Raw genomic sequence first — 24,652 nt, 5'->3', positions numbered from 1 at the left:
CTGGTAACAGAGCCTTACAGGCGCATTTGAAAAACCTCCGGCTATGCCGGAGGATATTTATTCGCCTGCCTTTTACGCGATCGATAAAAACTGTGAAGCGCCTCGCCGTTTGCACATCTCGCCATTGCGTTATATATTCAATTTAATGAAGATATAAATATTCAATTTACTGAAAATATATGATGCGTCGGACATTTATCAAGAAAGAAGGGGTTGTAATAACAACTCTGGCCCGTTACCTCCTGGGTGAAAAGTGTGGTAACCGTTTGAAAACCATAGATGAGCTGGCGAATGAATGCCACTCCTCTGTTGGATTAACGCAGGCCGCGCTGAAAACGCTGGAATCCTCAGGGGCAATCCGTATCGAGCGTCGCGGGCGTAATGGCAGTTTCCTGGTAGAAATGGATAACAAAACGCTGTTGACGCATGTGGATATCAATAACGTGGTATGTGCCATGCCGTTGCCGTACACCCGTCTGTATGAAGGGTTGGCGAGCGGTCTGAAAGCGCAATTTGAGGGAATCCCCTTTTATTACGCGCACATGCGTGGGGCGGATATTCGCGTGGAATGTTTACTCAATGGCGTCTATGACATGGCGGTGGTCTCCCGTCTGGCGGCAGACAGTTATCTGGCGCAGAACGGATTACGTATAGCGCTGGAACTGGGTCCACATACTTATGTCGGTGAGCATCAGCTCATTTGTCGCAAAGGTGAGGCTGAAAACGTGAAACGCGTGGGTCTGGATAACCGCTCGGCGGATCAGAAAATCATGACGGAAGCCTGTTTTGGCGACAGTGACGTAGAGTTGATTGACCTTTCTTACCACGAAAGTCTTCAGCGCATTGTGAAAGGGGATGTGGATGCGGTGATCTGGAACGTTGTGGCCGACGCTGAGCTGGCGATGCTGGGATTAGAGGCTACCCCGCTTACCCGCGATCCCCGATTTTTACAGGCAACGGAAGCTGTCGTACTGACGCGTGCGGATGATTATCCGATGCAGCAATTGCTGCGCGCGGTGGTGGACAAACAGGCACTGCTCGCCCACCAGCAACGGGTGGTAAAGGGTGAGCAGGAACCCAGCTATTAAGTTAAGGGCATTTCGATGGAAAACCGACTTAACCTGCTATGTGAAGCGGGAGTGATTGATAAGGATATCTGCAGCGGCATGTTGCAGGTTGTTGAACGGTTGAGCAATGAGTGGCGTCTGCCGGTTCACTCCGAGCAAGGGACGATGGCGATGACGCACATGGCGAGTGCGTTAATGCGTAGCCGCCGGGGGGAAGTGATTGGCCCGCTGGATGATGAGTTACTGGCTGAAATGGCGCAATCCAATCTCTGGCCAACCATTTTGCTGATGCATCAGGCATTGCTGAAAGAGTTTGCGGTGACGCTTCATGCAAATGAAGAGGGATACCTGCTGGCAAACCTGTACGGATTGTGGATGGCGGCAGAAGAAAACGTTTGAACCAGACGGAATAGCAATGTACTTCACCTTAAATATTCAAAAAAATGAATATTTAAATCAGGGATTGGAAACGAGGCTAAAAGATGTTTACACACGCATTGAAACGTCAGAACCCTGCGCTTATTACCGCTGCGCTCCGGCTATGGCAGCAGGGGAAGATAATCCCCGATAGCTGGGTGATTGATGTTGACCAGGTTCTGGAAAATGGTAAGCGCCTGATTGAGGTCGCTCAGCAACAGGGCATCACGCTGTATTTGATGACGAAGCAAGTTGGGCGAAATCCCTGGCTGGCGGAAAAGCTGTTGGCGCTGGGTTATGCCGGGATTGTCGTGGTGGACTATAAAGAGGGCCGAACCCTGCGTCGCGCCGGATTGCCTATCGCACATCAGGGGCATCTGGTGCAGATCCCGTCCCGACTCGTTGATGCAGCAGTAGAACACAATACGGATGTCATCACGCTGTTTTCGTTAGAGAAAGCGCGGGAAGTCTCTGCGGCCGCCGTGAAAGCCGGGCAGACGCAGGCGGTGATGCTCAAAGTGTATGGTGAAAACGACTTTCTTTATCCCGGGCAGGAAAGCGGCTTCCCGCTGGCAGATCTGGAGGAGGTTGTTGCTGAGGTCCAACGGTTACCTGGTCTGCATCTGAGCGGATTAACGCATTTTCCCTGTTTGCTCTGGGATGATGCGGCAGGTGAAACCGTCCCGACGCCTAACCTGCACACACTGGTCGATGCGCGACGCCAACTCGAAGCGTCGGGCGTCGCTATCGAACAGCTGAATGCCCCTTCTGCAACCAGCTGCGCCTCTTTGCCGCTGCTGGCAAAGTACGGCGTCACTCATGCAGAGCCTGGCCATGCGTTGACCGGCACTATTCCTTCTAATCAACAGGGCGACCAGCCTGAGCGCATTGCGATGCTTTGGCTGAGCGAGATCTCTCACCATTTTCGTGGCGACAGCTATTGCTACGGCGGCGGTTATTACCGTCGCGGGCATGCGCGTAATGCGCTGGTGTTTACCCATGAAAATGAAGCGCCGGTTGAGGCGCAGCTGAAACCCATCGATGACAGCAGTATTGATTATTACCTGCCTATCACCGGGGAATTCCCGGTAAGCAGTGCCGTTGTGCTCTGTTTTCGCACACAAATCTTTGTGACGCGCAGTGACGTTGTGCTGGTGTCCGGTATTCAGCGCGGTGCGCCCGAGATTGTCGCCCGTTATGACAGCCTCGGAAACCTTCTGGAGGACTAATGGCTCGTTTCGTGGTGGTCGTGATTGATAGCTTCGGCGTCGGAGCAATGAAGGATGTCGCGCAGACTCGACCACAGGATGCCGGGGCGAATACCTGTGGGCACATCCTGAGTCAGTTGCCGCAGCTACATCTGCCAACGCTGGAAAAGCTGGGATTGATGAATGCGCTGGGGTACACGGCTGGCGTGATGCAACCGTCCGCATCTGCGGTATGGGGCGTCGCGGAATTGCAACATGAAGGGGGCGATACCTTCATGGGGCATCAGGAGATTCTAGGCTCGCGACCACAAGCGCCACTACGTATGCCATTTAGCGACGTCATTGAGCGCGTTGAACAGGCGCTGAAAGCCGCAGGCTGGCAGGTGGAACGACGTGGCGAGGGGCTGGCTTTCCTGTGGGTGAATCAGGCGGTCGCCATTGGCGATAACCTCGAAGCGGATTTGGGACAGGTCTACAACATTACCGCCAACCTTTCTGCCATTGATTTCGATGAGGTGGTGAAAATTGGCCGCATCGTGCGTGAGCAAGTGCAGGTTGGGCGGGTCATTGCTTTTGGCGGCATGCTGAAAGCCAGCCAACAGATACTGGATGCCGCAGAAACAAAAGAAGGGCGTTTTATCGGCATCAATGCGCCGCGTTCGGGGGCGTATGAACACGGATTTCAGGTGGTTCACATGGGCTATGGCGTTGATGCGCAGGTTCAGGTTCCGCAGAAGCTGCATGAGGCCGGTGTACTGACCGTTCTGGTCGGAAAAGTGGCTGATATTGTCAGCAATCCGCATGGTCGTAGCTGGCAAAACCTGGTCGATAGCCAGCGCATTATGGATATCACGCGAGACGAGTTTAACGCGGAACAGACTGCGTTCATTTGTACCAACATCCAGGAAACCGATCTCGCCGGTCATGCCGAGGATGTCGCACGTTATGCGGAGCGCCTACAGGTTGTCGACAGTAATCTAACGCGTCTTCTGTCTGACATGAGACCGGATGATTGCCTGGTTGTCATGGCCGATCACGGCAACGACCCCACGATTGGGCATAGTCACCACAGCCGTGAAGTGGTGCCGGTGCTGGTGTATCGACAGGGTCTGGAACCTGCTCAGTTAGGCGTTCGCGCTACGTTGTCAGATGTGGGAGCCACGGTATGCGAATTCTTTGGCGCTGCCGCCCCGCAAAACGGCACCTCTTTTCTTCCGGCATTACGGCTCACAGGAGACGCGTTATGAGCATTGATAGTTCAGGCTACACCTACGCCCACGAGCATCTGCATATCGATCTCTCCGGGTTTAAAAATAATCTCGACTGCCGCCTCGATCAGTACGATCTCATCTGCCAGGAGATGAACGATCTGATGGCGTTGGGTGTACGCAACATCATTGAGATGACCAACCGTTACATGGGGCGTAACCCACAATTTATGCTCGACCTGATGCGTGATACGGGAATGAATGTGGTGGCCTGCACAGGGTATTACCAGCATGCCTTTTTCCCTGAACATGTCGCGACCCGTAGCGTGGAGCAACTGGCGCAGGAAATGGTCGACGAAATCATCTGTGGAATTGATGGCACTGAACTGAAAGCCGGGATCATCGCTGAAATTGGCTCCAGTGAAGGTGTTATCACGGCGCTGGAAGAAAAAGTCTTTATTGCTGCCGCGCGTGCCCACAATGAAACCGGGCGCCCGATCTCGACGCACACCTCGTTCAGCACTATGGGTCTGGAACAACTGGCCTTGTTGAAAAAGTACGGCGTCTCTCTCTCGCGAGTGGTGATTGGTCACTGCGATCTAAAAGATAACCTCGACAATATCTTACGCATGATCGATCTCGGTGCGTACGTGCAGTTCGACACGATCGGTAAAAACAGCTACTACCCGGACGAAAAACGTATTGGGATGCTGCATGCGCTTCGCGATCGCGATTTGCTCAATCGCGTGATGCTCTCAATGGATATTACCCGCCGCTCACATTTGAAAGCGAACGGCGGTAATGGCTACGACTACCTGTTAACCACCTTTGTCCCACAACTACGCCAGTCAGGATTCAGCCAGGCCGATGTGGACATGATGTTGCGTGAAAACCCCTCACAATTTTTCCAATAAGGACAGACTCATGAAAAAGATTGGTGTTGCTGGCTTACAGCGTGAGCAAATTAAAAAAACCATCGAAACGGTAGCTCCTGGCTGCTTTGAAGTTTCCATCCACAACGATATGGAGGCGGCAATGAAGGTGAAATCCGGTCAACTGGATTACTACATTGGTGCCTGTAATACCGGGGCAGGGGCGGCGCTCTCCATTGCTATTGCGGTCATCGGGTATAACAAGAGTTGCACGATTGCGAAGCCAGGTATTAAAGCGAAAGACGAACATATCGCAAAAATGGTCGCTGAGGGGAAGGTGGCATTTGGTCTCTCCGTCGAACATGTTGAGCATGCGATCCCTATGTTGGTTAACCATTTGAAATAAAGGCTAATCTATGGACTTTTATATTCAAATTCTGGTCGTGGCCTGCCTTACGGGGATGACATCGCTACTGGCGCATCGTTCTGCGGCGGTCTTTCATGACGGTATTCGTCCTATTTTGCCGCAACTGATCGAAGGGTATATGAACCGCCGTGAAGCGGGGAGTATCGCGTTTGGTCTGAGCATTGGGTTTGTGGCCTCCGTGGGGATTTCGTTTACCCTGAAAACGGGATTGCTGAATGCGTGGCTGCTGTTCTTGCCGACCGATATTCTTGGCGTACTGGCGGTAAACAGTGTGCTGGCATTTGGTCTCGGGGCAATCTGGGGCGTTTTGATTCTGACCTGTTTGTTGCCGGTAAACCACCTTCTTACCGCGCTGCCCGTTGATGTACTGGGTAGCCTCGGGGAGTTGAGCTCTCCAGTGGTTTCCGCGTTCGCACTCTTTCCGTTAGTGGCGATTTTCTACCAGTTTGGCTGGAAACATAGCCTTGTCGCGGCGATTGTAGTGCTGACAACGCGTATTGCTGTTGTGCGCTTTTTCCCTCATTTGAATCCGGAATCCATTGAGATTTTTGTGGGAATGGTGATGCTGCTGGCGATCGCTATCACGCATGATTTGCGTCATCGTGGCGATGAGGAGATGGATATCAGCGGGATATCGGTCTTTGAAGAACGAACGTCGCGGATCATCAAAAACTTACCGTATATCGCGATTGTCGGAGCGTTGATCGCGGCCGTCGCGAGTATGAATATTTTTGCCGGTAGTGAGGTGTCCATTTTCACGCTGGAAAAAGCCTACTCCGCAGGCATTACACCGGAGCAGTCGCAGACCCTGATTAACCAGGCGGCGCTGGCGGAGTTTATGCGTGGTCTGGGCTTTGTTCCTTTGATTGCGACGACCGCGCTGGCCACGGGGGTTTATGCCGTGGCAGGTTTCACCTTTGTGTATGCGGTGGGTTATCTGGCGCCAAATCCGTGGATTGCGGCCATTCTTGGGGCGGTGATTATTTCGGCGGAAGTTCTGCTGTTGCGCTCGATTGGAAAATGGCTCGGGCGCTACCCGTCAGTGCGTAATGCTTCGGATAATATTCGTAATGCGATGAATATGCTGATGGAAATGGCGCTGTTAATAGGTTCCATTTTTGCGGCGATCAAGATGGCAGGGTATACCGGATTCTCCATTGCAGTTGTCATTTACTTCTTTAACGAGTCGCTGGGGCGCCCGGTTCAGAAGATGGCGGCGCCAGTGGTTGCGGTGATGATCACCGGGATCTTATTGAATGTTCTCTACTGGCTTGGTCTGTTCGTGCCGGCTTGAGGTAGCGTAAATGAAGACCTATCCATTACAAAGCCTGACGCTGGTGGAGGCTCAGGAGAAGCAATTTGCGCTGGTGGACACGTTGTGCCGCTATTTTCCCGGTGCTGATTTTTTGGCGGGCGGCGATTTAGGGCTTGTGCCGGGGCTAAACCAGCCCCGGGTCACGCAGCGTGTCGAGCAGGTACTGGCCGAGGCATTTCATGCCGAGGCGGCAGTGTTGGTGCAGGGCGCGGGCACGGGGGCTATTCGCGCGGGGTTGAGCGCGTTACTCAAACCCGGTCAGCGACTTCTGGTGCATGATGCGCCGGTGTATCCAACCACCGCGTGCATCATTGAGCAGATGGGCATCGAGCTGATTCGTGCTGATTTCAATACGCCCGGTGCGGTAACGCAGGCGATTGAACAGCACCGTCCTCAGGCGGCGCTGGTTCAGCACACACGCCAGCAGCCCCAGGACAACTACTCGCTGACGGCGGTGCTGGAGGAAATCGCACAGTGTGGGGTTCCTGCGCTGACGGATGACAATTATGCCGTCATGAAAGTGAGTAGCATCGGATGTGAATGCGGTGCCACGCTCTCTACGTTCTCCTGTTTTAAACTCTTCGGCCCCGAGGGTGTGGGGGCGGTGGTTGGGGAGGCCAGCGCTATCGCGAGAATCCGGTCTACGCTGTATTCCGGCGGTAGCCAGATCCAGGGCACACAAGCGCTGGAGGTGTTGCGGGGACTGGTTTTTGCACCTGTGATGCATGCCGTGCAGGCGGGGGTATCCGAGCGTTTGCTCGCGCGGTTAAATGGCGGGAGTCTGCCGGAGGTGAAGCAGGCAGTCATTGCCAATGCGCAGTCGAAAGTGTTGATCGTGGAGTTCAATCACCCGATTGCCGGGAAAGTGCTGGAAGAAGCGCAGAAACGTGGGGCGCTGCCTTATCCGGTGGGGGCGGAATCAAAATATGAGATCCCGCCGCTGTTTTATCGTCTCTCCGGGACGTTTCGCGAAGCAGCACCAGGTCTGGAACAGTACGCGATCCGTATTAACCCAAACCGTAGTGGCGAGGAGACGGTGCTGCGTATCTTGCGCGAAAGCATCAGACAGGTCATGGCTGGCTAGCGCGCGGGTAGCGGCAGGCATAAAAAAACCGGGAAATTCCCGGTTTTTTTACATTAATGGTTTGAGAACCAGTTCAGCTTATCGCGCAGAGCGACGACCCTGCCCACAATAATGAGCGCCGGGCTTTCAACACGTTGCGCCAGGTCACCTAATTGCGACAGCTCCCCGTTAACCACGCGTTGCTTCACGGCGGTTCCATTCTCAACCAGCGCAACGGGCATATCCGGCTGCATGCCGAACTCAATCAGTTTTTCCTGGATGGTCGCTGCCTGATTCAGCCCCATGTAGAACACCAGCGTCTGCTTCTCAGCCGCCAGGTTTTCCCAATCCAGCTCGCCACCGGTTTTCAAATGCCCGGTGACCAGGCGGACACTTTGCGCGTAGTCGCGGTGAGTCAGAGGGATACCGGAGTACGCTGAACAGCCTGAGGCCGCCGTAATCCCTGGCACCACAGAGAACGGGATCCCTGCGTGGCATAAGGTTTCCAGCTCCTCGCCGCCGCGACCAAAAATAAACGGATCGCCGCCTTTCAGACGCACGACTCGTTTACCCTGCTGAGCTTCACGCAGCAGGATCTGGTTAATCTCTTCCTGCGGTACGCAGTGGTATCCCGCACGTTTGCCCACGAAGACGCGATCAGCATCGCGGCGGACCAGGTTCATGATGTCGTCGGAGACCAACCGGTCATACACCACCACATCGGCCTGCTGAATTTGCTGCAACCCTTTCAGGGTGAGCAGACCGGCGTCGCCAGGTCCGGCGCCCACCAGCACCACTTCACCACGGTGATCCAGAGGTTCGCTGAGCATCTGTTCAGTGGTTTGTTCAATGGCCTGGCGATCGTCGTTGGCCAGCGACTGCGCCAGACGAACGTTGACAAAGAGTTTTTCCCAGAAGCGACGGCGTTCGCCCATCGTGGCGAATTGTTTTTTCACCCGGGAGCGTAGCTGCCCGGCGTAGTGCGCCACCTGGCCTAAATGCTGAGGCAGCATGGCCTCAAGTTTCTCACGCAGTAAACGCGCAAGAACTGGCGATGTGCCACCAGAGGAGACGGCTACCATCAACGGTGAACGGTCAATAATCGAGGGCATAATGAAGCTGGCGGCTTTTGGCGCATCGACCACATTGCAGAAAATCCGGCGAGTTTCGGCAGCGCGGCTAACGCGTTGATTCACTTCATCATCATCAGTTGCCGCGATGGCCAGCCAGCAAGGGTCAAGGAGAGATTCGTCGAACGGTGCCTCCACCAGAGTCAACATGCCTTCATTTGCCCATACGGTAAACTGCGGAATAAACGCCAGTGCGTTGACGGTGAGTCTGGCACCGGCTTCCAGCAATAACCGCGCTTTGCGTTCTGCGACATCACCCCCGCCGACGATCAGGCAGTCGCGGTCACGTAGTTGACAAAATATAGGCAAATGATCCACGACATTACCCCTTAATGATTGGCAGCAGCCTCAGTTTGGTTGATTTTTGCCGGAGCCGGACGCTCCGATTTCGGCGTAGCATACCAATAACCCAATCCCATGAATACGACACCGGACAAAGTATTACCCAGTGTTACCCACAACAAATTGTGGCCGATCCCGGACAGGGTATAGGCATCACTGTGATGACCAAACCAGGAAAGCGCAAACAGGGTCATGTTGGCAACGGAGTGCTCATAGCCAGAGGCGATAAACGCCAGCAGACACCACCAGATGGCAATGAACTTCGCGGCACCTTCGGTACGGATTGCCATCCAGATTGCCAGGCAAACCAGCCAGTTACACAGCGCGCCTTTGAAAAAGAGCACGCTCGCCGGGGCGGTCGTTTTGGCGAGGGCCACCGAGTGTACAATGCTGGTATCAACCGGTAGCAGACTACCACCGCCCCAGCTATACAGCAGCGCGACGAACACCGAACCCACCAGGTTGCCCAACCAGGTTTGCGGCAGAATGGCCCACATTTGCCCGTGGCTGATGGTGCCCGCTTTGACGCCGAGCGTCAGGAACATAGTGTGACCCGTGAAGAGTTCAGAACCGGCAATAATCACCAGCGTCAGCGCAATACCAAAGGTTGCACCCATCACCAGCGGGCGAACGGAAGGGGCAAGCAGATTCCCGAGGGTGAAAATAAGGATAATACCAAGACCGACATAGGCCCCTGCCATTGCGGAGCTAACCCAGAAACCGAGTGGGTTATTTGCCGACAGGCGTGCGATGCGCGCAGCGTTAGCCGCACACTTGTTGATAGTGTCTGTAAACATGTGTTTGATTATCCTTGAAATACAAAAATAAAAAGAAATCGTAACCGTAGGCCGGATAAGTCGCTTGCGACGCCACCCGGCAATTTGCCTGATGGCGCTACGCTTATCCGGCCTACCAATAAAAGGCCAAAAAAGACGTCAAGTAAGGGAGGCGTTGCACCTCCCGTTAAGATACTAACTGCGCAGCTGTACGATGCCGTCTTTCACGCGGGCTTCGTAATGCTTCACGGAATGACTTTCGTCTTCCATGCACAGGCCATCCCTCAGGCGGAAGCGCTGTTTTTTCAGCGGGCTGGCGACCCACAACTCTCCCTGGTGCTCCGCAATCAACCCGCGTGACAGCACGCTGGATTCGAAAAAGGGATCGATGTTGCTGATCGCAAAGACCTGGTCGCTATGGTAAGGCCGGAAAATAGCGACTTGCTCTTCGCCTAACAGCGCACAGACGCCGGTTGCAGGCAGAATGTCATCGATTTTGCAGATGTTTTTCCACTGGCTCATGCGTTCTCCTCCACCAGAGTTACTGGAATGCGTTCGTACGGTGCTGCCGGACGATGCTGTTCACGTTCAGGAATAACCTGGACGTTCGGGTCGCGTTTATCGCTGTTGATAAAGTGCCTGAAACGAACCTGTGCAGATGGCGTATTGACGGTTTCTGTCCACTCGCAGATGACGGCTTCGCGCAGACGCGCCATCTCTTCTTCCAGGTGATCGTTCAGACCCAGTTTGTCGTCAATGATGACCGCTTTCAGGTATTCAATACCGCCTTCCAGACTATCTAACCACGGTGCGGTACGGGTTAGTTTGTCTGCCGTACGGATGTAGAACATCATGAAACGATCGAGATATTTGAGCAGCGTTTCGCGGTCGATATCAGCGGCCAGCAGATCGGCGTGGCGCGGTTTCATCCCGCCATTGCCGCAAACGTACAGGTTCCAGCCTTTTTCCGTCGCAATGATACCGACATCTTTACCCTGGGCTTCCGCACACTCACGGGTACAGCCGGAAACGCCGAATTTCATCTTGTGCGGGGTGCGGATGCCTTTGTAGCGGTTTTCCAGCTCAACGCCGAAACCGACGCTGTCGCCCACGCCGTAACGACACCAGGTGCTGCCCACGCAGGTTTTCGCCATACGCAGCGCCTTCGCGTACGCATGACCGGTTTCAAAGCCTGCATCAATCAGTTGACGCCAGATTTCCGGCAGGTCGTCTTTCTGCGCGCCAAACAGGCCAATACGCTGAGAGCCGGTGATCTTGGTATACAGATTGAATTCACGGGCAATACGCCCAATCGCCACTAAACCTTCTGGGGTAATTTCACCGCCAGCGGAACGTGGGATCACGGAGTAGGTTCCGTCTTTCTGAATGTTGGCCAGGAAATTGTCGTTGGTATCCTGTAGCGGTGTGTGCTGCGGCTTCAGAATATATTCATTCCAGCAGGAGGCCAGTAGGGAACCGACGGTAGGTTTACACACTTCGCAGCCATAGCCTTTACCGTGTTTCGCCAGCAGTTCTTCAAAGGTTTTGATGCCTTCCACCCGGATGAGATGGAACAGCTCCTGGCGAGAGTACGGGAAGTGCTCGCACAGGTTGTTATTTACTTCAATGCCCTGTTTCGCCAGCTCGGCATTCAACACCTGAGTCACCAGTGGGATACAACCCCCGCAACCCGTACCCGCTTTGGTTTCTGCTTTCAGGGCGGCAACGGTATGGCAACCCTTGTTGATGGCGGCGACCAGCATCCCTTTCGTGACGTCGAAGCAGGAGCAGATCTGCGCGCTGTCCGGCAGTTTATCCACGCCGATGGACGGTTTTCCGCTGCCCGCATGTGCTGGCAAAATCAGTGAGTCCGGGTTCTCCGGCAGTTCGATGGCGTTCAGCACCAGTTGCAACAGGTTGCCGTAATCGCTGGTGTCGCCGACCAGAACCGCGCCGAGCAGCGTTTTGTTATCTTTACTCACGATCAGGCGTTTGTAGACTTCTTTGCTTTCATCAAGGTAGACATAGCTACGTGCGCCAGGCGTGCGGCCATGCGCATCGCCGATACCGCCCACATCGACGCCCAGCAGCTTCAGCTTGGCGCTCAGATCCGCACCTTCAAAGGCGTTTTCGTTATTCAGAATATGGTCAACGGCGACCTGCGCCATTTTGTAGCCCGGAGCAACCAGGCCGTATACGCGATCGTTCCAGCTGGCGCATTCGCCAATCGCGTAGATATCCGGGTCAGAGGTCTGGCAGACGTCGTTAATCACGATACCGCCGCGCGAAGCGACGTCCAGACCGCATTGAGTAGCCAGCTTGTCACGCGGGCGAATACCGGTGGAGAAGACGATAAAATCCACTTCCAGCTCGCTGCCGTCGGCAAAACGCATGGTTTTGCGCGCTTCGCTCCCTTCCTGAACGATCTCTTTGGTGTTTTTGCTGGTGTGTACGCGCACGCCCATGCTTTCAATTTTGCGACGCAACTGCTCGCCACCCATGTTGTCCAGCTGTTCAGCCATCAACATCGGTGCAAATTCGATCACGTGTGTTTCGATGCCGAGATTTTTCAGCGCGCCAGCGGCTTCCAGACCCAGCAGACCGCCGCCAACCACCGCTCCACGCTTGCTGCGACGGGCGCAGGACTCAATGGCGTTGAGATCTTCAATGGTACGGTAAACAAAGCAATCCTGCGTTTCGGAACCTTTAATCGGCGGGATCCACGGGTAGGAACCGGTCGCCATGATCAGCTTATCGTAATAGACCGTACGTCCGGCGCTGGAGTGGATCACCTTCTCCTTGCGGTTAATGGTGATGGCACGCTCGCCCACCAGAACTTTTACGCCGTGCTTTTCATAAAACCCTTCACGCACCAGTGACAGCTCTTCAGCAGTGTGATGGGAAAAGTATGAAGACAGGTGGACACGGTCATAGGCTTTGCGGGGTTCTTCACAGAAGACGGTAATGTCAAAATGGGTCGCATCAGCCTTATCAAGAAGATCCTCAATAAAGCGGTGGCCGACCATACCATTACCAATAATAGCGAGTCTGACTTTGCTCATTTTTGCCTCGATTTCTTTTCTATTACTGCCTACCTTAACGATTCAGCAACCCCGCTTATTGATGCAAATCAAATTCACCTTTATATACTCCTTTAGAGGTATATTACTGATTTGCCAGCATTTTTCTAAGTTACGGAATTACCTGGGTTTTCGTGATTGTACAAATAGCATACAAATTGAAGGGTTTTAGGAGATAAACCGCAACGTCTGGCGGTTTCGAGGTCTACGCCTTCAGGAGGAGGAAAGAATAAGCCCCTTTTCAGGACGAAAAGGGGTAGGAAAACTTAGTGGACGGCAGGGATGCTGTGTTGACGATGACGAGTGACGAATCCGAGGATAAAACACATCGCAAAGACGACCGCATACAGACCATTCGCGGTAAGCAACGCCGCCTGTGGGCCGCTGTGTGCCACGATTGGCCCCGTAACGACAAAGGTCAACATTGTGCCGATGGTGCCGCAGGTCAGAATAAAGTTAACCAGCTTTGGCGAGGCAACTTTGGTCTGCTGTGAACCGATTGTGATGATGGAGGTATAAATAGCGCTGGAGAAGAAGCCCAGCGTCAATATAAACCACGGCATATGTTCTGGCGTGCCGGTAATAAACAGGTACATCAGCGCGGTTGCCAGGCCTGTCAGCACCGTCAGAATACGCTGTAGGTCAAAGAAACGCAGAATGAAGCTGAATGCCCACATCCCGAACATGTACGACATCCAGAAATCGCTGACCAGCGTACCGGCATCATTCAGGCTCATGCCCAGACCTTTGGCGTATTCCGGCACCCAGGAGATAAAACATAACTGACCGAGGATGTAGCACAGTGCTGCAATGGCCAGGAACAGCACGCCGATACCCCATTTTTCTTTCGCCACAGGGGTGTCGGTTTGCGATGCATGTTTACCCAGCGCCGGGAATTCACAACCGAAGGTCAGAATGAAAATGGCCGCATAGACCAGGCCGATGCAGGCATAAACCCAGTACCACTCAATGCTGCGCGCCAGCAGGTACGCGGCGACCATCGGAAAAATCATCCCTGCCATGCTAAAGAAAGAGTCGGTAAACAACAGTCGTGAACCGCGCTGACGACCTTCATACATCTGAGTAATCAGGAACGTACCGATCGACATGGTGATCCCGCTGACCAGCCCCAGGATAAACATGGCGGCAGAAAACAGTGCCAGACTATGGCTGAACATCAGCCCGACAATCGCCAGTAGCATCAGGATAAATCCAAAACGCAGCTGTGTTTTCAGGGGGACAATTTCCATCAGCCAGGCATTGAGGAAAATAGAGATCAAAATACCGGTGTTGAGGAAGGTAAAGGTGTTACTCATACTGGAAACCGGCAGATGGAAGTACTCTGCAATGTTTCCCATCACCATTCCGGTGACAATCACCAACGCCCCTGTCAGGGCGTAGGAGAGAAAGCTAATCCATGTGAGCTTGATACGATTGCTGTTAGTCATGACTGGCCTGTGTATAGAGATGTAAAGCGCGTTGACAGCGCAATGGGCGGGCAGATTTTAGGCGTTTTAGTGATGTATTTAAATACATATTAGTAATCTATGTTCTTGTTGCACATTTCAAAGTGATGTTCGTCACATAATTTCAGGCTAACTGACATTCCATAGGGTTCCAATACGTAAAATTAAGTAAAGGGATGGCCTTGTCATGGAAGGCTCTTTAGAATCAATTCACTTGCTTTTGTTTCTGCTCTCGTTAAGGAAATCTCATGCTCAAATCGACTCTGGCGGCTGTTGCAGCTGTTCTCGCTCTTTCTGCTCTCTCTCCTGCAGCGCTGGCAGCGAAAGGTGATCCACACGTTCTGCTGACAACCTCTGCCGGTAATATTGAGCTGGAGCTGAATAGCCAGAAAGCGCCTGTTTCAGTTCAAAATTTTGTCGATTATGTAAACAGTGGTTTCTACAATAACACCACGTTTCACCGTGTGATCCCCGGCTTTATGGTCCAGGGCGGCGGTTTTAACGAACAAATGCAGCAGAAGAAACCTAACCCGCCTATCAAAAATGAAGCGGATAACGGTTTACGTAACACCCGTGGCACCATCGCGATGGCGCGCACAGCCGACAAAGACAGCGCGACCAGCCAGTTCTTTATCAACATCGCGGACAATGCTTTCCTCGATCACGGCCAGCGTGACTTTGGCTACGCTGTTTTCGGTAAAGTCGTGAAAGGCATGGATGTGGCGGACAAAATCTCCCAGGTCCAGACCCACGACGTAGGGCCTTATCAAAACGTTCCGTCAAAACCTGTTGTCATCCTTTCTGCGAAAGTTCTGCCGTAACCGCATTTTGCGCGGGTTGCGAATACCCGCGCTATTCCCGACCTCTGCGTAACCCGAAATTGCTGCTTATACTTGTGGCAAGTGAAGGCGCATTCAGGGAGGTCACGTGAAAAAGCTCACCGATAAACAAAAATCTCGTCTCTGGAAACATTTGCGAAACGCCAATTTCCAGGCCAGTCGCTGCCTTGAAGGTGTTGAAATCCCACTGGTTACTCTGACCACTGAGGAAGCCCTTGTACGCCTTGAGGCGTTGAGGAGGCACTATGAGCGATAAATTCGGTGAAGGACGCGACCCCTATCTTTACGACGGGCTTGATGTCATGCGTAACCGTTTAGGCATCCGCCAGGTTCAGCGTCTGGAGCAGGCGGCATATGAAATGACGGCGTTACGCGCCGCGACCATTGAGCTGGGACCACGGGTTCGTGGTTTACCCTATCTGTGCGCCATTCATCGCCAACTTTATCAGGACATTTTCGACTGGGCGGGAAAGTTACGCGAAGTGGATATCTATCAGGGGGATACGCCATTCTGCCATTTTGCCTGGATTGAAAAAGAGGGTAATGCCCTGATGCAGGATCTGGAAGAAGAAGGCTATCTGGCCGGATTGCCAAAAGAGAAATTCGTTGCCAGGCTCGCGCATTACTATTGTGAGATCAATGTGCTGCATCCGTTTCGCATTGGCAGTGGCCTGGCGCAGCGCATCTTTTTTGAACAACTGGCGATTCATGCCGGTTACACGTTGGCCTGGAACGGTATTCAGGTGGATGAGTGGAATCAGGCTAACCAGAGTGGTGCGATGGGCGACCTTTCGGCATTGCAGGCAATATTTCGTAAAGTGGTGAGCGAAGCTGAGGAAACTGAGTAGAATAGCGCGGTTCTAACGTACCGGAGCCGCCATGATCCTGCTAATCGACAACTACGATTCCTTCACCTGGAACCTCTACCAGTATTTTTGCGAGCTTGGCGCTGACGTCCTGGTCAAACGGAATGACGAGTTGACGCTGGCGCAAATCGACGCACTCAATCCGCAAAAAATCGTGATTTCTCCTGGCCCGTGCACGCCGAACGAGGCTGGCGTTTCGCTGGACGTGATTCGCCATTATGCCGGGCGACTGCCCATCCTGGGCGTCTGTCTGGGCCACCAGGCAATGGCGCAGGCGTTTGGCGCGACCATCGTTCGGGCAGCGAAAGTCATGCATGGCAAAACCTCGCCGATAACCCATACCGGAGAGGGGGTTTTCAAAGGATTGCCGACGCCATTATGTGTGACGCGTTACCATTCTCTGGTGATTGACCCTGCCACGCTTCCCGCCTGTTTTGACGTTACCGCCTGGAGTGAAACTCAGGAAATTATGGGCATTCGCCATCGGGAATGGGATCTGGAAGGCGTACAGTTTCATCCAGAAAGCATTCTCAGCGAACAGGGACATCAGTTACTGGCAAATTTCCTCCAGCGCTGATTTGTTGTTGCTATCCAGTGATTTTTTATGCATATTTTGTGATTATAATTTCACATTAATTCCTGCATAACTGGGTGGTCATACGATGGCAACGGAACAAACTGCAATTACGCGCGCGACTTTTGATGAGGTTATCCTGCCGATTTATGCACCGGCGGAATTTATTCCAGTAAAAGGCAAAGGCAGCCGCGTCTGGGATCAACAAGGAAAGGAATACGTTGATTTTGCTGGCGGGATTGCAGTGACGGCGTTGGGGCATTGTCACCCGGCGCTGGTTGAGGCGCTGAAAACCCAGGGCGAAACGTTGTGGCACACCAGTAACGTCTTCACCAATGAACCGGCGCTACGACTGGGGCGTAAGCTTATCGACGCGACATTTGCAGAGCGTGTGCTGTTTATGAACTCTGGCACAGAAGCGAATGAAACGGCTTTCAAACTGGCGCGCCACTACGCCTGTGTGCGTCACAGCCCATTCAAAACTAAAATTATCGCCTTTCATAACGCATTTCACGGTCGCTCACTGTTCACCGTAACGGTTGGCGGTCAGCCGAAGTATTCCGATGGGTTTGGGCCAAAACCGGCCGATATCGTTCATGTTCCCTTTAACGATCTCCATGCGGTGAAAGCGGTGATGGATGACCATACCTGTGCGGTGGTGGTGGAACCCATCCAGGGGGAAGGGGGATTAACGGCGGCAACTCCCGAGTTCCTGAAAGGACTGCGCGAATTGTGCGACCAGCATCAGGCATTGTTGGTCTTTGATGAGGTGCAATGCGGCATGGGGCGTACTGGCTCTCTGTTTGCGTATATGCACTATGGTGTGACGCCGGATATTCTGACCAGCGCCAAGGCGCTTGGCGGTGGTTTCCCGGTGAGCGCCATGCTGACCACGCAGGAGATTGCCTCTGCGTTTCACGTCGGTTCCCACGGCTCCACCTACGGTGGCAACCCGCTGGCCTGCGCGGTTGCTGGCGCGGCGTTCGATATTATTAACACGCCAGAGGTGCTGGACGGCATTCAGACAAAACGGCAGAAATTTGTTCAGCACTTGCAGAAAATTGACGAGCAGTACGACGTCTTCAGCGACATTCGCGGCATGGGATTGCTGATTGGGGCGGAGTTGAAGCCGCAATATCACGGACGAGCGCGTGAGTTTCTTTATGCGGGCGCGAATGAAGGCGTGATGGTGCTGAATGCAGGGCCAGATGTGATGCGCTTCGCCCCGTCGCTGGTGGTGGAAGAGGCGGATATCGACGAGGGGATGCAGCGTTTCGCACAGGCCGTCGCGAAAGTCGTTAACGCTTAATATCCCGTAACCGACGGCTGAGCCAGATCCCGTGGTGCGGTCGTTGACGCCAGGCGACCGACGAAATGGTGTGCATGGTTTTCAGGTGGCCCAGTATGCGCTGCAGGTGCTGTTCCAGGGTACTTAATGGCCCATGGGAGAGCATCTCTGGCGCTTCCAGGATATTCACATCGCCAGAACCGCCCGGCCCGTCATATTCCAGACGCTGCTGGCAGCGCTGGAGCGCAATTTCACACGATTCCAGATAACGTTGCGCAAGGTCTGGCGTCAGCATCGTATGTTCCCGCGCCAGCGTAGTCATCGCATTGATGTGCTCAACAATAAACTGGCTGTGCATCACCCACAGTTTCATATCCGCCAGATAGTGCGCGTTAAATCCGGGCTCCTGCATGGCCTGATTCAGTGAGTTGTAGAGCGTGTTGTGCGCCTGATTGACACGCATACGCTGATACGCGAGCGGTGTGGCTTGTGGATTATTGCTGAGGATCAGGCGTATGGCTTCCTGGTCGGCTTCAAGCGCGTCGTGGGCGTTTTTGCGCAACAGACCACTCTGCCACTGCGGCCAAAGCCAGACCGTTCCGCCAAATGCGATCAGGCAACCAATCACCGTATCAATAAACCGTGGCACAATGTACTCTTCGCCGTTTAACGTCAGCAATTGCAGGGTATATACCGCAGTAACCGTAAACCCGACCGTTGCCCAGCCGTAGTTTTTACGAATGATCAGATAGCTCACCAGCGTAATGACCAGCATGCCCGCCAGCGTAAATCCTTCGGGGATGTGGAAGTGTAGCGTCACGCCCGCAATCACCAGCCCGACCAGCGTACCTGCCGAACGGTGCAATATACGCACCCGCGTCGCACCGTAACCATTTTGCGTCACAAACAGAACCGTCATCAGGATCCAGTACGGTTTCGGCAAATGCAATGCGCTGCCCATCAGACTGGCGATACTCAGCATGACGCTGATACGCCCGGCATTTCGCAGTGCGGGCGACTTGAATGACAGATAATTTTTTAGCGCCGGGATCAACGGAAGTCGACGTTGTTTATCCGCCATCAGGTCTCGGGCATACAGCGGGCGTTGGGTCCGCAACACACGGGCGATGCGACTAAAGTGCCAGAAACAGAACTGACCCACCGGGTTATCGGGATGCTGGTTGGCGATTTTCTCCAGCGCGCCAATCTGTTTTTCCATGGAAAAGCGAGTCGGCAGGCGATGATACAGAATATCATCCGCCAGAATACGTAAGCGCGCGGCGACCGTTTGGGCATTCCAGCGAATCACCTGCTCCGCATGGCTGCGCTTGACCAGCTTTTGCACCTCTTCCGGCTGGTGCAGACTGACGGAGATATGTTCTTGTAAGTCCAGCGCTTCCTGGAAGGCCCGTAACAGGCGTTTATATTCATTGTTGTGATGCGCCGACAGCATATGCATTTGCTGGTAACACTGGGTGATGAGATCCACCGCTTTCTGTTGGCGTACCAACAAGGGCGGCAACGCTTTTTCAGGATCAGCATGCTGGGTAAGCAGACTGTATTTGGCTTCGCAGTAGTCGGCCAACTCGCGGTACAACAAACTGAGCGACTCGCGTAGCGGTTGTTCACGCCAGAGCCAGAACCAAAACCAGTTAAAAAGTCCGTACCATAGAGTGCCCAGGGCATAAATCAGCAACGGCTCCCAGACAGGCATATTACCGGCCAGACTGAGTGTGAAAATGGCGGCGATAAGCGAGGCCGGCAGGAGTCGGGCGTGCAAGGCGCTGAGTTCAGCTGTCACGCCAAGAATCAGCGTTAAACCCGTCAGAATCAGCGGCAGCGGTATGGCTTGCGCGAGCAGAAGCTGCATTATCAGGCTGCATCCGGCAAACAGAGACGCGCCAATGATTAAGCGTTTGAAGAAGCGTTTGTGGGGCGTATCAAGTCCGGCGACGTTGCAGCAGGCGGGAACGAGAGAAAAGAGCAATCCCAGATGCAACTGACCAATGATAAGGCCAATCGCCACAGGTAAACATAGCACCAGCGTTTGCCGCAGTGCGTAGTTGATTTCAGGATGATAGATCAGTCTTCGCCACATCGGTGCCAACAAAAAGAGCGCATTACAGAGTAATGCGCTCTTTCGACGGGGTTAACGAGTGCCGTAGACGACGATGGTCTTACCGTGCGCGGAGATCAGGTTCTGATCTTCCAGCATTTTCAGAATACGACCAACGGTTTCGCGAGAGCAGCCAACGATCTGACCGATCTCCTGACGGGTGATTTTGATTTGCATGCCGTCCGGGTGAGTCATCGCATCGGGTTGTTTCGCCAGATTCAGCAGAGTCTGAGCGATACGACCGGTTACGTCGAGGAAGGCAAGGTTGCCGACTTTTTCAGACGTAACTTGCAGACGACGAGCCATCTGAGAAGACAGGCGCATCAGAATATCCGGGTTCACCTGGATCAATTGACGAAATTTTTTGTAGGAGATTTCAGCGACTTCACAGGCCGTTTTTGCACGAACCCATGCACTGCGCTCCTGGCCTTCTTCAAACAGGCCTAATTCGCCAATAAAATCGCCCTGATTCAGATAAGAAAGGATCATTTCTTTCCCTTCTTCGTCTTTAATCAGCACAGCCACGGAGCCTTTAACGATGTAATACAACGTTTCTGCTTTTTCACCCTGGTGAATCAGCGTGCTCTTCGACGGGTACTTATGAATGTGGCAATGAGACAAGAACCATTCGAGAGTCGGGTCTGTTTGCGGTTTGCCAAGCACCATGCGCGGTTATCCTCTGTTATAAGCTGTCTCCAGAGCCAGAAAACGACGCTGTCTCTGGGGTTGCCAAAATATGCTTCCCGCTGCCAGGGAAGGGGGCTGCTAAAAATGGACTGCAGCCTGTAATGTGATGTTCTCTGCATACATGCAGTACGTCAATGTATTACTGTAGCATCCTGACTGTTTTAGCATAGCTTTCGCCGTGTGTCTCCTGGTGTCTCGCTTCAGCTTGATGCAGGTCGCCTTCCATTGCGAGATTTGTTATGTCCGCGTAATCTGTCAGGAAAATTGAAACATTGGAGTTACGAAATATGCAAGCGCGTGTGAAATGGGTTGAAGGGCTAACCTTCCTGGGAGAGTCCGCTTCCGGCCACCAGGTTTTGATGGATGGTAACTCCGGTGATAAAGCGCCGAGTCCGATGGAAATGGTGTTAATGGCCGCAGGGGGCTGCAGTGCGATTGACGTGGTGTCTATTCTGCAAAAGGGACGCCAGGATGTGACGAACTGCGAAGTGAAGCTCACTTCCGAGCGCCGTGAAGAGGCGCCGCGCCTGTTTACACATATCAATCTGCATTTCATTGTGACCGGCAATGATTTGAAAGAGGCCGCCGTTTCGCGAGCGGTTGATCTTTCTGCAGAAAAATATTGTTCCGTTGCGTTGATGCTGGAAAAAGCAGTGAATATCACGCACTCGTACGAAGTGATTGCTGCGTAATCTCAGGTTGCCGGTGGGCAGCTTTGCCTTATCTGGCCTACAGAATGATAGCGATTTGTAGGCCCGATAAGCGTAGCGCCATCGGGCACTTCCCACACATCACTCGATCTTCTTCCCTTCCATCAGTCGCTGAACCAGCGGCAGCATGATCAACTCCATCGCCAGTCCCATTTTGCCGCCCGGCACGACTAATGTATTGATATGTGAAATAAATGATCCCTGAAGCATCGCCAGTAGCCAGGGAAAATCGATCCCTTCCAGATTGCGAAAATGAATCACGACAAAGCTCTCGTCTAATGACGGGATACCTTTTGCTGCGAAGGGATTCGAGGTGTCTACCGTGGGTACGCGCTGGAAGTTAATATGCGTACGCGAGAACTGCGGGGTGATAAAGTTGATGTAGTCATCCATTGAGCGAACCACCGAATCCATCACCGCTTCACGGGAGTGCCCACGCTCACTGGTGTCGCGGATCAGTTTCTGTATCCACTCCAGGTTAACGATAGGTACTACGCCAACCAGTAAATCCACATGGCGCGCAACATTGTGTTGCGGTGTCACTACGCCGCCATGCAGTCCCTCATAGAACAGGACGTCGGTCGGTTCGGGCAAGGGTTGCCACGGCGTAAAGGTTCCCGGCACCTGATTCCACGGTACTGCTTCATCGTAGGTATGCAGATATTTCCGCGACTGGCCTTTACCTGCGTGTCCGTACTCGCTGAACGTCTGTTCCAGCAGACCAAAATCGTTGGCTTCGGGACCGAAATAACTGATATGTCGCCCGGCGTCGCGTGCTTTGCGGATCGCCATGTCCATTTCCGGGCGGGTATAGCGATGAAAACTGTCGCCTTCCACCTCGGCGGCGCGCAGATTTAGCTGCGCAAAAATTTTACGAAACGCGAGGCTGGTGGTGGTGGTCCCCGCGCCGCTGGACCCTGTTACCGCAATCACCGGATGTTTGGCAGACATAACAACTCCATGAATAAACACTCGTTTTAGTATAGTCGGCCCTCAGCGGCGGATTACTCGTGCAACTGTTTTTTGGGCATGATGTTGACCGTTTCGTGGAGTTCAGACCACACTAAAACGGCCTCGCCACTCTGTAGCTGACGTTTTACGTCGGCGACTTTTTGCGCAAGCGAACGTTCATGTTCACCATAATCGGTGCCTTCGCGCAATACAAAGCTTTCAATCAGGTTATCCAGTGTTTCATGGGACAACTCCTGCCAGGGGATCATCATGATTATGCTTCCAGATACGTGGTGAGCCAGTCAGGGATGCGCGATTCTAGCCACATTTCCGGGCGGCGCAGCGTCCCGCCGATAAAGCCGACGTGCCCGCCATGCTCGGTTAATTGATACTCTACCTGCGGCGGCAGATTCTCGGGTTTCGGGATCACATGACTGTCCATAAACGGATCGTCTTTCGCGTGAATAATCAGCGTGGGTTTGGCGATCTGATTGAGCAACGGCATCGCGCTACATTGACGATAATAGTCTATCGCATCAGCAAAACCGTGAATTTTAGCGGTAATAAGATCATCAAAATCACGGATACGCCGTACCGCTTTTAACTGCGCGAGGTTGACAGGGAGCGTGCCGGGATAGGCCGCCAGTTTGCGTGACGCGTTGGCTTTGAGCAGATTAAGCAGATAACGCTGGTAAACGCGCGAAAACCCCTTTTCCATGTGATAGCTACAGGCTTCAAGCACGAACGGCGCGGAGACAATCACTGCCGCATCGATAGGAATCTCCCGGCTTTCTTTCGCCAGCAGGCAGGCCAGCATGTTGCCGCCGAGCGAATAGCCAACCGCAGCGGTAGGAACACGACCAAATTCGCGTTGCAGCCACTGTAGAAACCAGGTGCCGTCTTCCGTTTCCCCGGAATGATAAATGCGATTCAGGCGATTGGGTTCGCCGCTGCAACCACGAAAGTGCATCACGACTCCCAACCATCCACGCTTCTGTGCGGCTTCAATGAGTCCGTGGGCATAGGGGCTGTTCAGACTGCCTTCAAGACCATGAAACACCACCAGACGCGGTTTATGCTTTGCCTGATGCGGATCTTCACTCCACGCCAGATCGACAAAATCGCCGTCGGGTAATTCCAGGCGTTGCCAGTGTGGACTGAACTGCACTTTACGGCGGATCAGTCGCGGGAGCATCGTTTGCAGATGGCGATTGCTGATGCCGCGCATCGGGCGGAACTCATACGAATCAGCGTCGGGCGGGGTCATTTCTGTGGGAGTGATTTCAACCATAGCACCAGAGCAATTAATCATCGGAAAGAATAACTATACCGCGCACACGGCTGGCAGGTTAGCCAATATGTGATTTTACGCTGAGTCAGTCAGGAGGTTACGTGAGAAAAGATGGATGTCCACGCCGGGTTTTCGCCGCCAGAGACGGGCTTTACGCGTCCCTGTCGCCGCACTTTCCCCCGTCTCTTCAAACATGCCCGACGCCTCAAAACGGCGAATCAGACTTTTTCGCTGGATGGCCTGACCCAGGATGATTTCGGTCGCCTCCTGCAACTGACCCTGTGTAAACGACTCCGGCAGACAGTAAACGGGCAGCAACGAGTACATCGTTTTTTGCCGTAAGCGATGCAGCGCTGTGGCAATGATTTTCTCGTGGTCGAACGCCAGGGGGTATTCGGCAAGCTTGTCGAGCGGCACCCAGCGGGCGTCGCTAACGCTGGCGATGTGCGGCGCGCAGTCCGCCCAGGCGATCAGCGCGAACCAGGTGACGGTCAGGCTCCAGCCGCGCGGATCGCGGTCAGGTCCGGAGACGGTATCCAGTTGTTCCAGCCATGAAGGGGAAACCCCTGTTTTTTCTGTCAGCTTACGTAGCGCCGTTGCGCGGGTGGAATCATCGCGTGCCATATCAATAAAGCCGCCAGGCAATCCCCAGCGCCCTTTCTGCGGCTGCTTAGCCCGTTCGACCAGCAGTACGCACAACGTCTGTTCATGCAGGGTGAACAACACGCTATCCACTGTGACCAGAGGGGAGGGAAAGCGGCTGGCATCATACTGCTTCAGATAGTCGGCTTCGGTTGTCATAAGGCACTCACGGTGATTTGGGACGTTCACCAGTGTACCAGCACGACATCCGGCGGCAAGGTGCGTTTTTTCCATTACTTATCAGCTGATTACCTTTGTGCGAAAAATTAATCAATTTTGTACTTGCTTAATATGTGTCTTAAGGACATTATTAATTA

The 24,652-nt window shown here is 53.5% G+C and carries 24 protein-coding genes and 1 pseudogene; 14 read left to right on the top strand and 11 right to left on the bottom strand.

What is annotated here, in order from left to right:
- Positions 1-182: 182 nt before the first annotated feature.
- The 8 genes from yhfZ (at position 183) to CJP72_RS22600 (ending at position 7,598) form a co-directional block, all read left to right on the top strand.
- Positions 183-1,088, top strand: a complete 906-nt coding sequence (yhfZ, locus tag CJP72_RS22635) for a GntR family transcriptional regulator YhfZ (protein WP_162383519.1) — start codon at positions 183-185, stop codon at positions 1,086-1,088.
- A 15-nt stretch (positions 1,089-1,103) separates the two neighbouring features.
- On the top strand, positions 1,104-1,466 hold the full coding sequence (locus tag CJP72_RS22630; protein ID WP_162383514.1) for a PRD domain-containing protein: 363 nt from the start codon (positions 1,104-1,106) through the stop codon (positions 1,464-1,466).
- A gap of 83 nt (positions 1,467-1,549) precedes the next feature.
- Positions 1,550-2,713, top strand: a complete 1,164-nt coding sequence (locus CJP72_RS22625; protein WP_162383513.1) for a YhfX family PLP-dependent enzyme — start codon at positions 1,550-1,552, stop codon at positions 2,711-2,713.
- On the top strand, positions 2,713-3,939 hold the full coding sequence (locus tag CJP72_RS22620; protein WP_162383512.1) for a phosphopentomutase: 1,227 nt from the start codon (positions 2,713-2,715) through the stop codon (positions 3,937-3,939). Before CJP72_RS22625 ends, CJP72_RS22620 begins: the two co-directional genes overlap by 1 nt.
- Positions 3,936-4,814: a phosphotriesterase-related protein gene (locus CJP72_RS22615; RefSeq protein ID WP_162383511.1), complete on the top strand. Its 879-nt coding sequence runs from the start codon at positions 3,936-3,938 to the stop codon at positions 4,812-4,814. Before CJP72_RS22620 ends, CJP72_RS22615 begins: the two co-directional genes overlap by 4 nt.
- Positions 4,815-4,824: 10 nt before the next feature.
- Positions 4,825-5,178 (top strand): DUF2620 domain-containing protein, encoded by a 354-nt coding sequence (locus CJP72_RS22610; RefSeq protein ID WP_162383510.1) that lies wholly within the window; start codon positions 4,825-4,827, stop codon positions 5,176-5,178.
- Between the two features lie 10 nt (positions 5,179-5,188).
- Entirely contained in the window at positions 5,189-6,493 is a 1,305-nt protein-coding gene (locus tag CJP72_RS22605; RefSeq protein ID WP_162383509.1) for a YhfT family protein, read from the top strand.
- 10 nt (positions 6,494-6,503) lie between these two features.
- The gene (locus tag CJP72_RS22600) at positions 6,504-7,598 is read left to right on the top strand and encodes an aminotransferase class I/II-fold pyridoxal phosphate-dependent enzyme (protein WP_162383508.1); all 1,095 of its coding nucleotides are present in this window, start codon (positions 6,504-6,506) and stop codon (positions 7,596-7,598) included.
- A 53-nt stretch (positions 7,599-7,651) separates the two neighbouring features.
- Here CJP72_RS22600 and cysG read toward each other — a convergent pair whose 3' ends face one another.
- The 5 genes from cysG to tsgA all read right to left on the bottom strand — a co-directional run bounded on the left by cysG (position 7,652) and on the right by tsgA (position 14,353).
- Positions 7,652-9,025 (bottom strand): siroheme synthase CysG, encoded by a 1,374-nt coding sequence (gene cysG / locus CJP72_RS22595; RefSeq protein WP_162383507.1) that lies wholly within the window; start codon positions 9,023-9,025, stop codon positions 7,652-7,654.
- 11 nt (positions 9,026-9,036) lie between these two features.
- A complete protein-coding gene (gene nirC, locus CJP72_RS22590; RefSeq protein WP_162383506.1) occupies positions 9,037-9,846 on the bottom strand; it encodes a nitrite transporter NirC in 810 nt (269 codons plus the stop codon).
- Between the two features lie 174 nt (positions 9,847-10,020).
- Entirely contained in the window at positions 10,021-10,347 is a 327-nt protein-coding gene (nirD, locus tag CJP72_RS22585; protein ID WP_162383505.1) for a nitrite reductase small subunit NirD, read from the bottom strand.
- A complete protein-coding gene (gene nirB, locus CJP72_RS22580) occupies positions 10,344-12,887 on the bottom strand; it encodes an NADPH-nitrite reductase large subunit (RefSeq protein ID WP_162383504.1) in 2,544 nt (847 codons plus the stop codon). Before nirB ends, nirD begins: the two co-directional genes overlap by 4 nt.
- A gap of 284 nt (positions 12,888-13,171) precedes the next feature.
- Complete coding sequence (gene tsgA, locus CJP72_RS22575) at positions 13,172-14,353, bottom strand: MFS transporter TsgA (RefSeq protein WP_162383503.1); 1,182 nt, start codon at positions 14,351-14,353, stop codon at positions 13,172-13,174.
- Between the two features lie 266 nt (positions 14,354-14,619).
- Between tsgA and ppiA the strand changes: the two genes are divergently transcribed.
- From ppiA to argD, 5 genes are all read left to right on the top strand, one after another.
- Positions 14,620-15,192: a peptidylprolyl isomerase A gene (ppiA, locus tag CJP72_RS22570; protein ID WP_162383502.1), complete on the top strand. Its 573-nt coding sequence runs from the start codon at positions 14,620-14,622 to the stop codon at positions 15,190-15,192.
- 106 nt (positions 15,193-15,298) lie between these two features.
- Entirely contained in the window at positions 15,299-15,466 is a 168-nt protein-coding gene (locus CJP72_RS22565) for a YhfG family protein (protein ID WP_162383501.1), read from the top strand.
- On the top strand, positions 15,456-16,058 hold the full coding sequence (locus CJP72_RS22560) for a putative adenosine monophosphate-protein transferase Fic (protein ID WP_162383500.1): 603 nt from the start codon (positions 15,456-15,458) through the stop codon (positions 16,056-16,058). The genes CJP72_RS22565 and CJP72_RS22560 overlap by 11 nt, the downstream gene beginning before the upstream one ends.
- Positions 16,059-16,089: 31 nt before the next feature.
- Positions 16,090-16,653: an aminodeoxychorismate synthase component 2 gene (pabA, locus tag CJP72_RS22555; RefSeq protein WP_162383499.1), complete on the top strand. Its 564-nt coding sequence runs from the start codon at positions 16,090-16,092 to the stop codon at positions 16,651-16,653.
- A gap of 85 nt (positions 16,654-16,738) precedes the next feature.
- Positions 16,739-17,959: a bifunctional acetylornithine/succinyldiaminopimelate transaminase gene (gene argD / locus CJP72_RS22550; protein ID WP_162383498.1), complete on the top strand. Its 1,221-nt coding sequence runs from the start codon at positions 16,739-16,741 to the stop codon at positions 17,957-17,959.
- Here the strand turns inward: argD and CJP72_RS22545 are convergent.
- Both CJP72_RS22545 and crp read right to left on the bottom strand, forming a co-directional pair.
- Entirely contained in the window at positions 17,949-20,036 is a 2,088-nt protein-coding gene (locus tag CJP72_RS22545; protein WP_162383497.1) for a YccS/YhfK family putative transporter, read from the bottom strand. The two genes, argD and CJP72_RS22545, sit on opposite strands and share 11 nt — an antisense overlap.
- Positions 20,037-20,087: 51 nt before the next feature.
- Complete coding sequence (gene crp / locus CJP72_RS22540; protein WP_000242758.1) at positions 20,088-20,720, bottom strand: cAMP-activated global transcriptional regulator CRP; 633 nt, start codon at positions 20,718-20,720, stop codon at positions 20,088-20,090.
- Between the two features lie 308 nt (positions 20,721-21,028).
- Here crp and CJP72_RS22535 point away from each other — a divergent pair, with 308 nt between their 5' ends.
- Positions 21,029-21,433 carry an OsmC family protein gene (locus CJP72_RS22535; RefSeq protein WP_162383518.1) on the top strand — a complete coding sequence of 135 codons (405 nt, stop codon included), beginning with the start codon at positions 21,029-21,031 and terminating at the stop codon, positions 21,431-21,433.
- Between the two features lie 99 nt (positions 21,434-21,532).
- Here the strand turns inward: CJP72_RS22535 and CJP72_RS22530 are convergent, their stop codons facing one another.
- From CJP72_RS22530 to CJP72_RS22515, 4 genes and pseudogenes are all read right to left on the bottom strand, one after another.
- Positions 21,533-22,402: a phosphoribulokinase gene (locus tag CJP72_RS22530; protein ID WP_162383496.1), complete on the bottom strand. Its 870-nt coding sequence runs from the start codon at positions 22,400-22,402 to the stop codon at positions 21,533-21,535.
- A gap of 53 nt (positions 22,403-22,455) precedes the next feature.
- Positions 22,456-22,674, bottom strand: coding sequence for a YheU family protein (locus tag CJP72_RS22525; protein WP_162383495.1), 219 nt, complete (start codon positions 22,672-22,674; stop codon positions 22,456-22,458).
- A 2-nt stretch (positions 22,675-22,676) separates the two neighbouring features.
- Positions 22,677-23,739 (bottom strand): annotated as a pseudogene (locus CJP72_RS22520) (hydrolase).
- 29 nt (positions 23,740-23,768) lie between these two features.
- Positions 23,769-24,494: an NUDIX domain-containing protein gene (locus CJP72_RS22515; RefSeq protein WP_162383493.1), complete on the bottom strand. Its 726-nt coding sequence runs from the start codon at positions 24,492-24,494 to the stop codon at positions 23,769-23,771.
- Between the last annotated feature and the right edge of the window lie 158 nt (positions 24,495-24,652).

The sequence above is a fragment of the Citrobacter sp. NCU1 genome (assembly GCF_010231475.1).
Taxonomy (GTDB): domain Bacteria; phylum Pseudomonadota; class Gammaproteobacteria; order Enterobacterales; family Enterobacteriaceae; genus Citrobacter_D.
The sequence above is the reverse complement of the archived record's forward strand: the minus strand, read 5'-3'. Positions and strand labels throughout refer to the sequence as shown.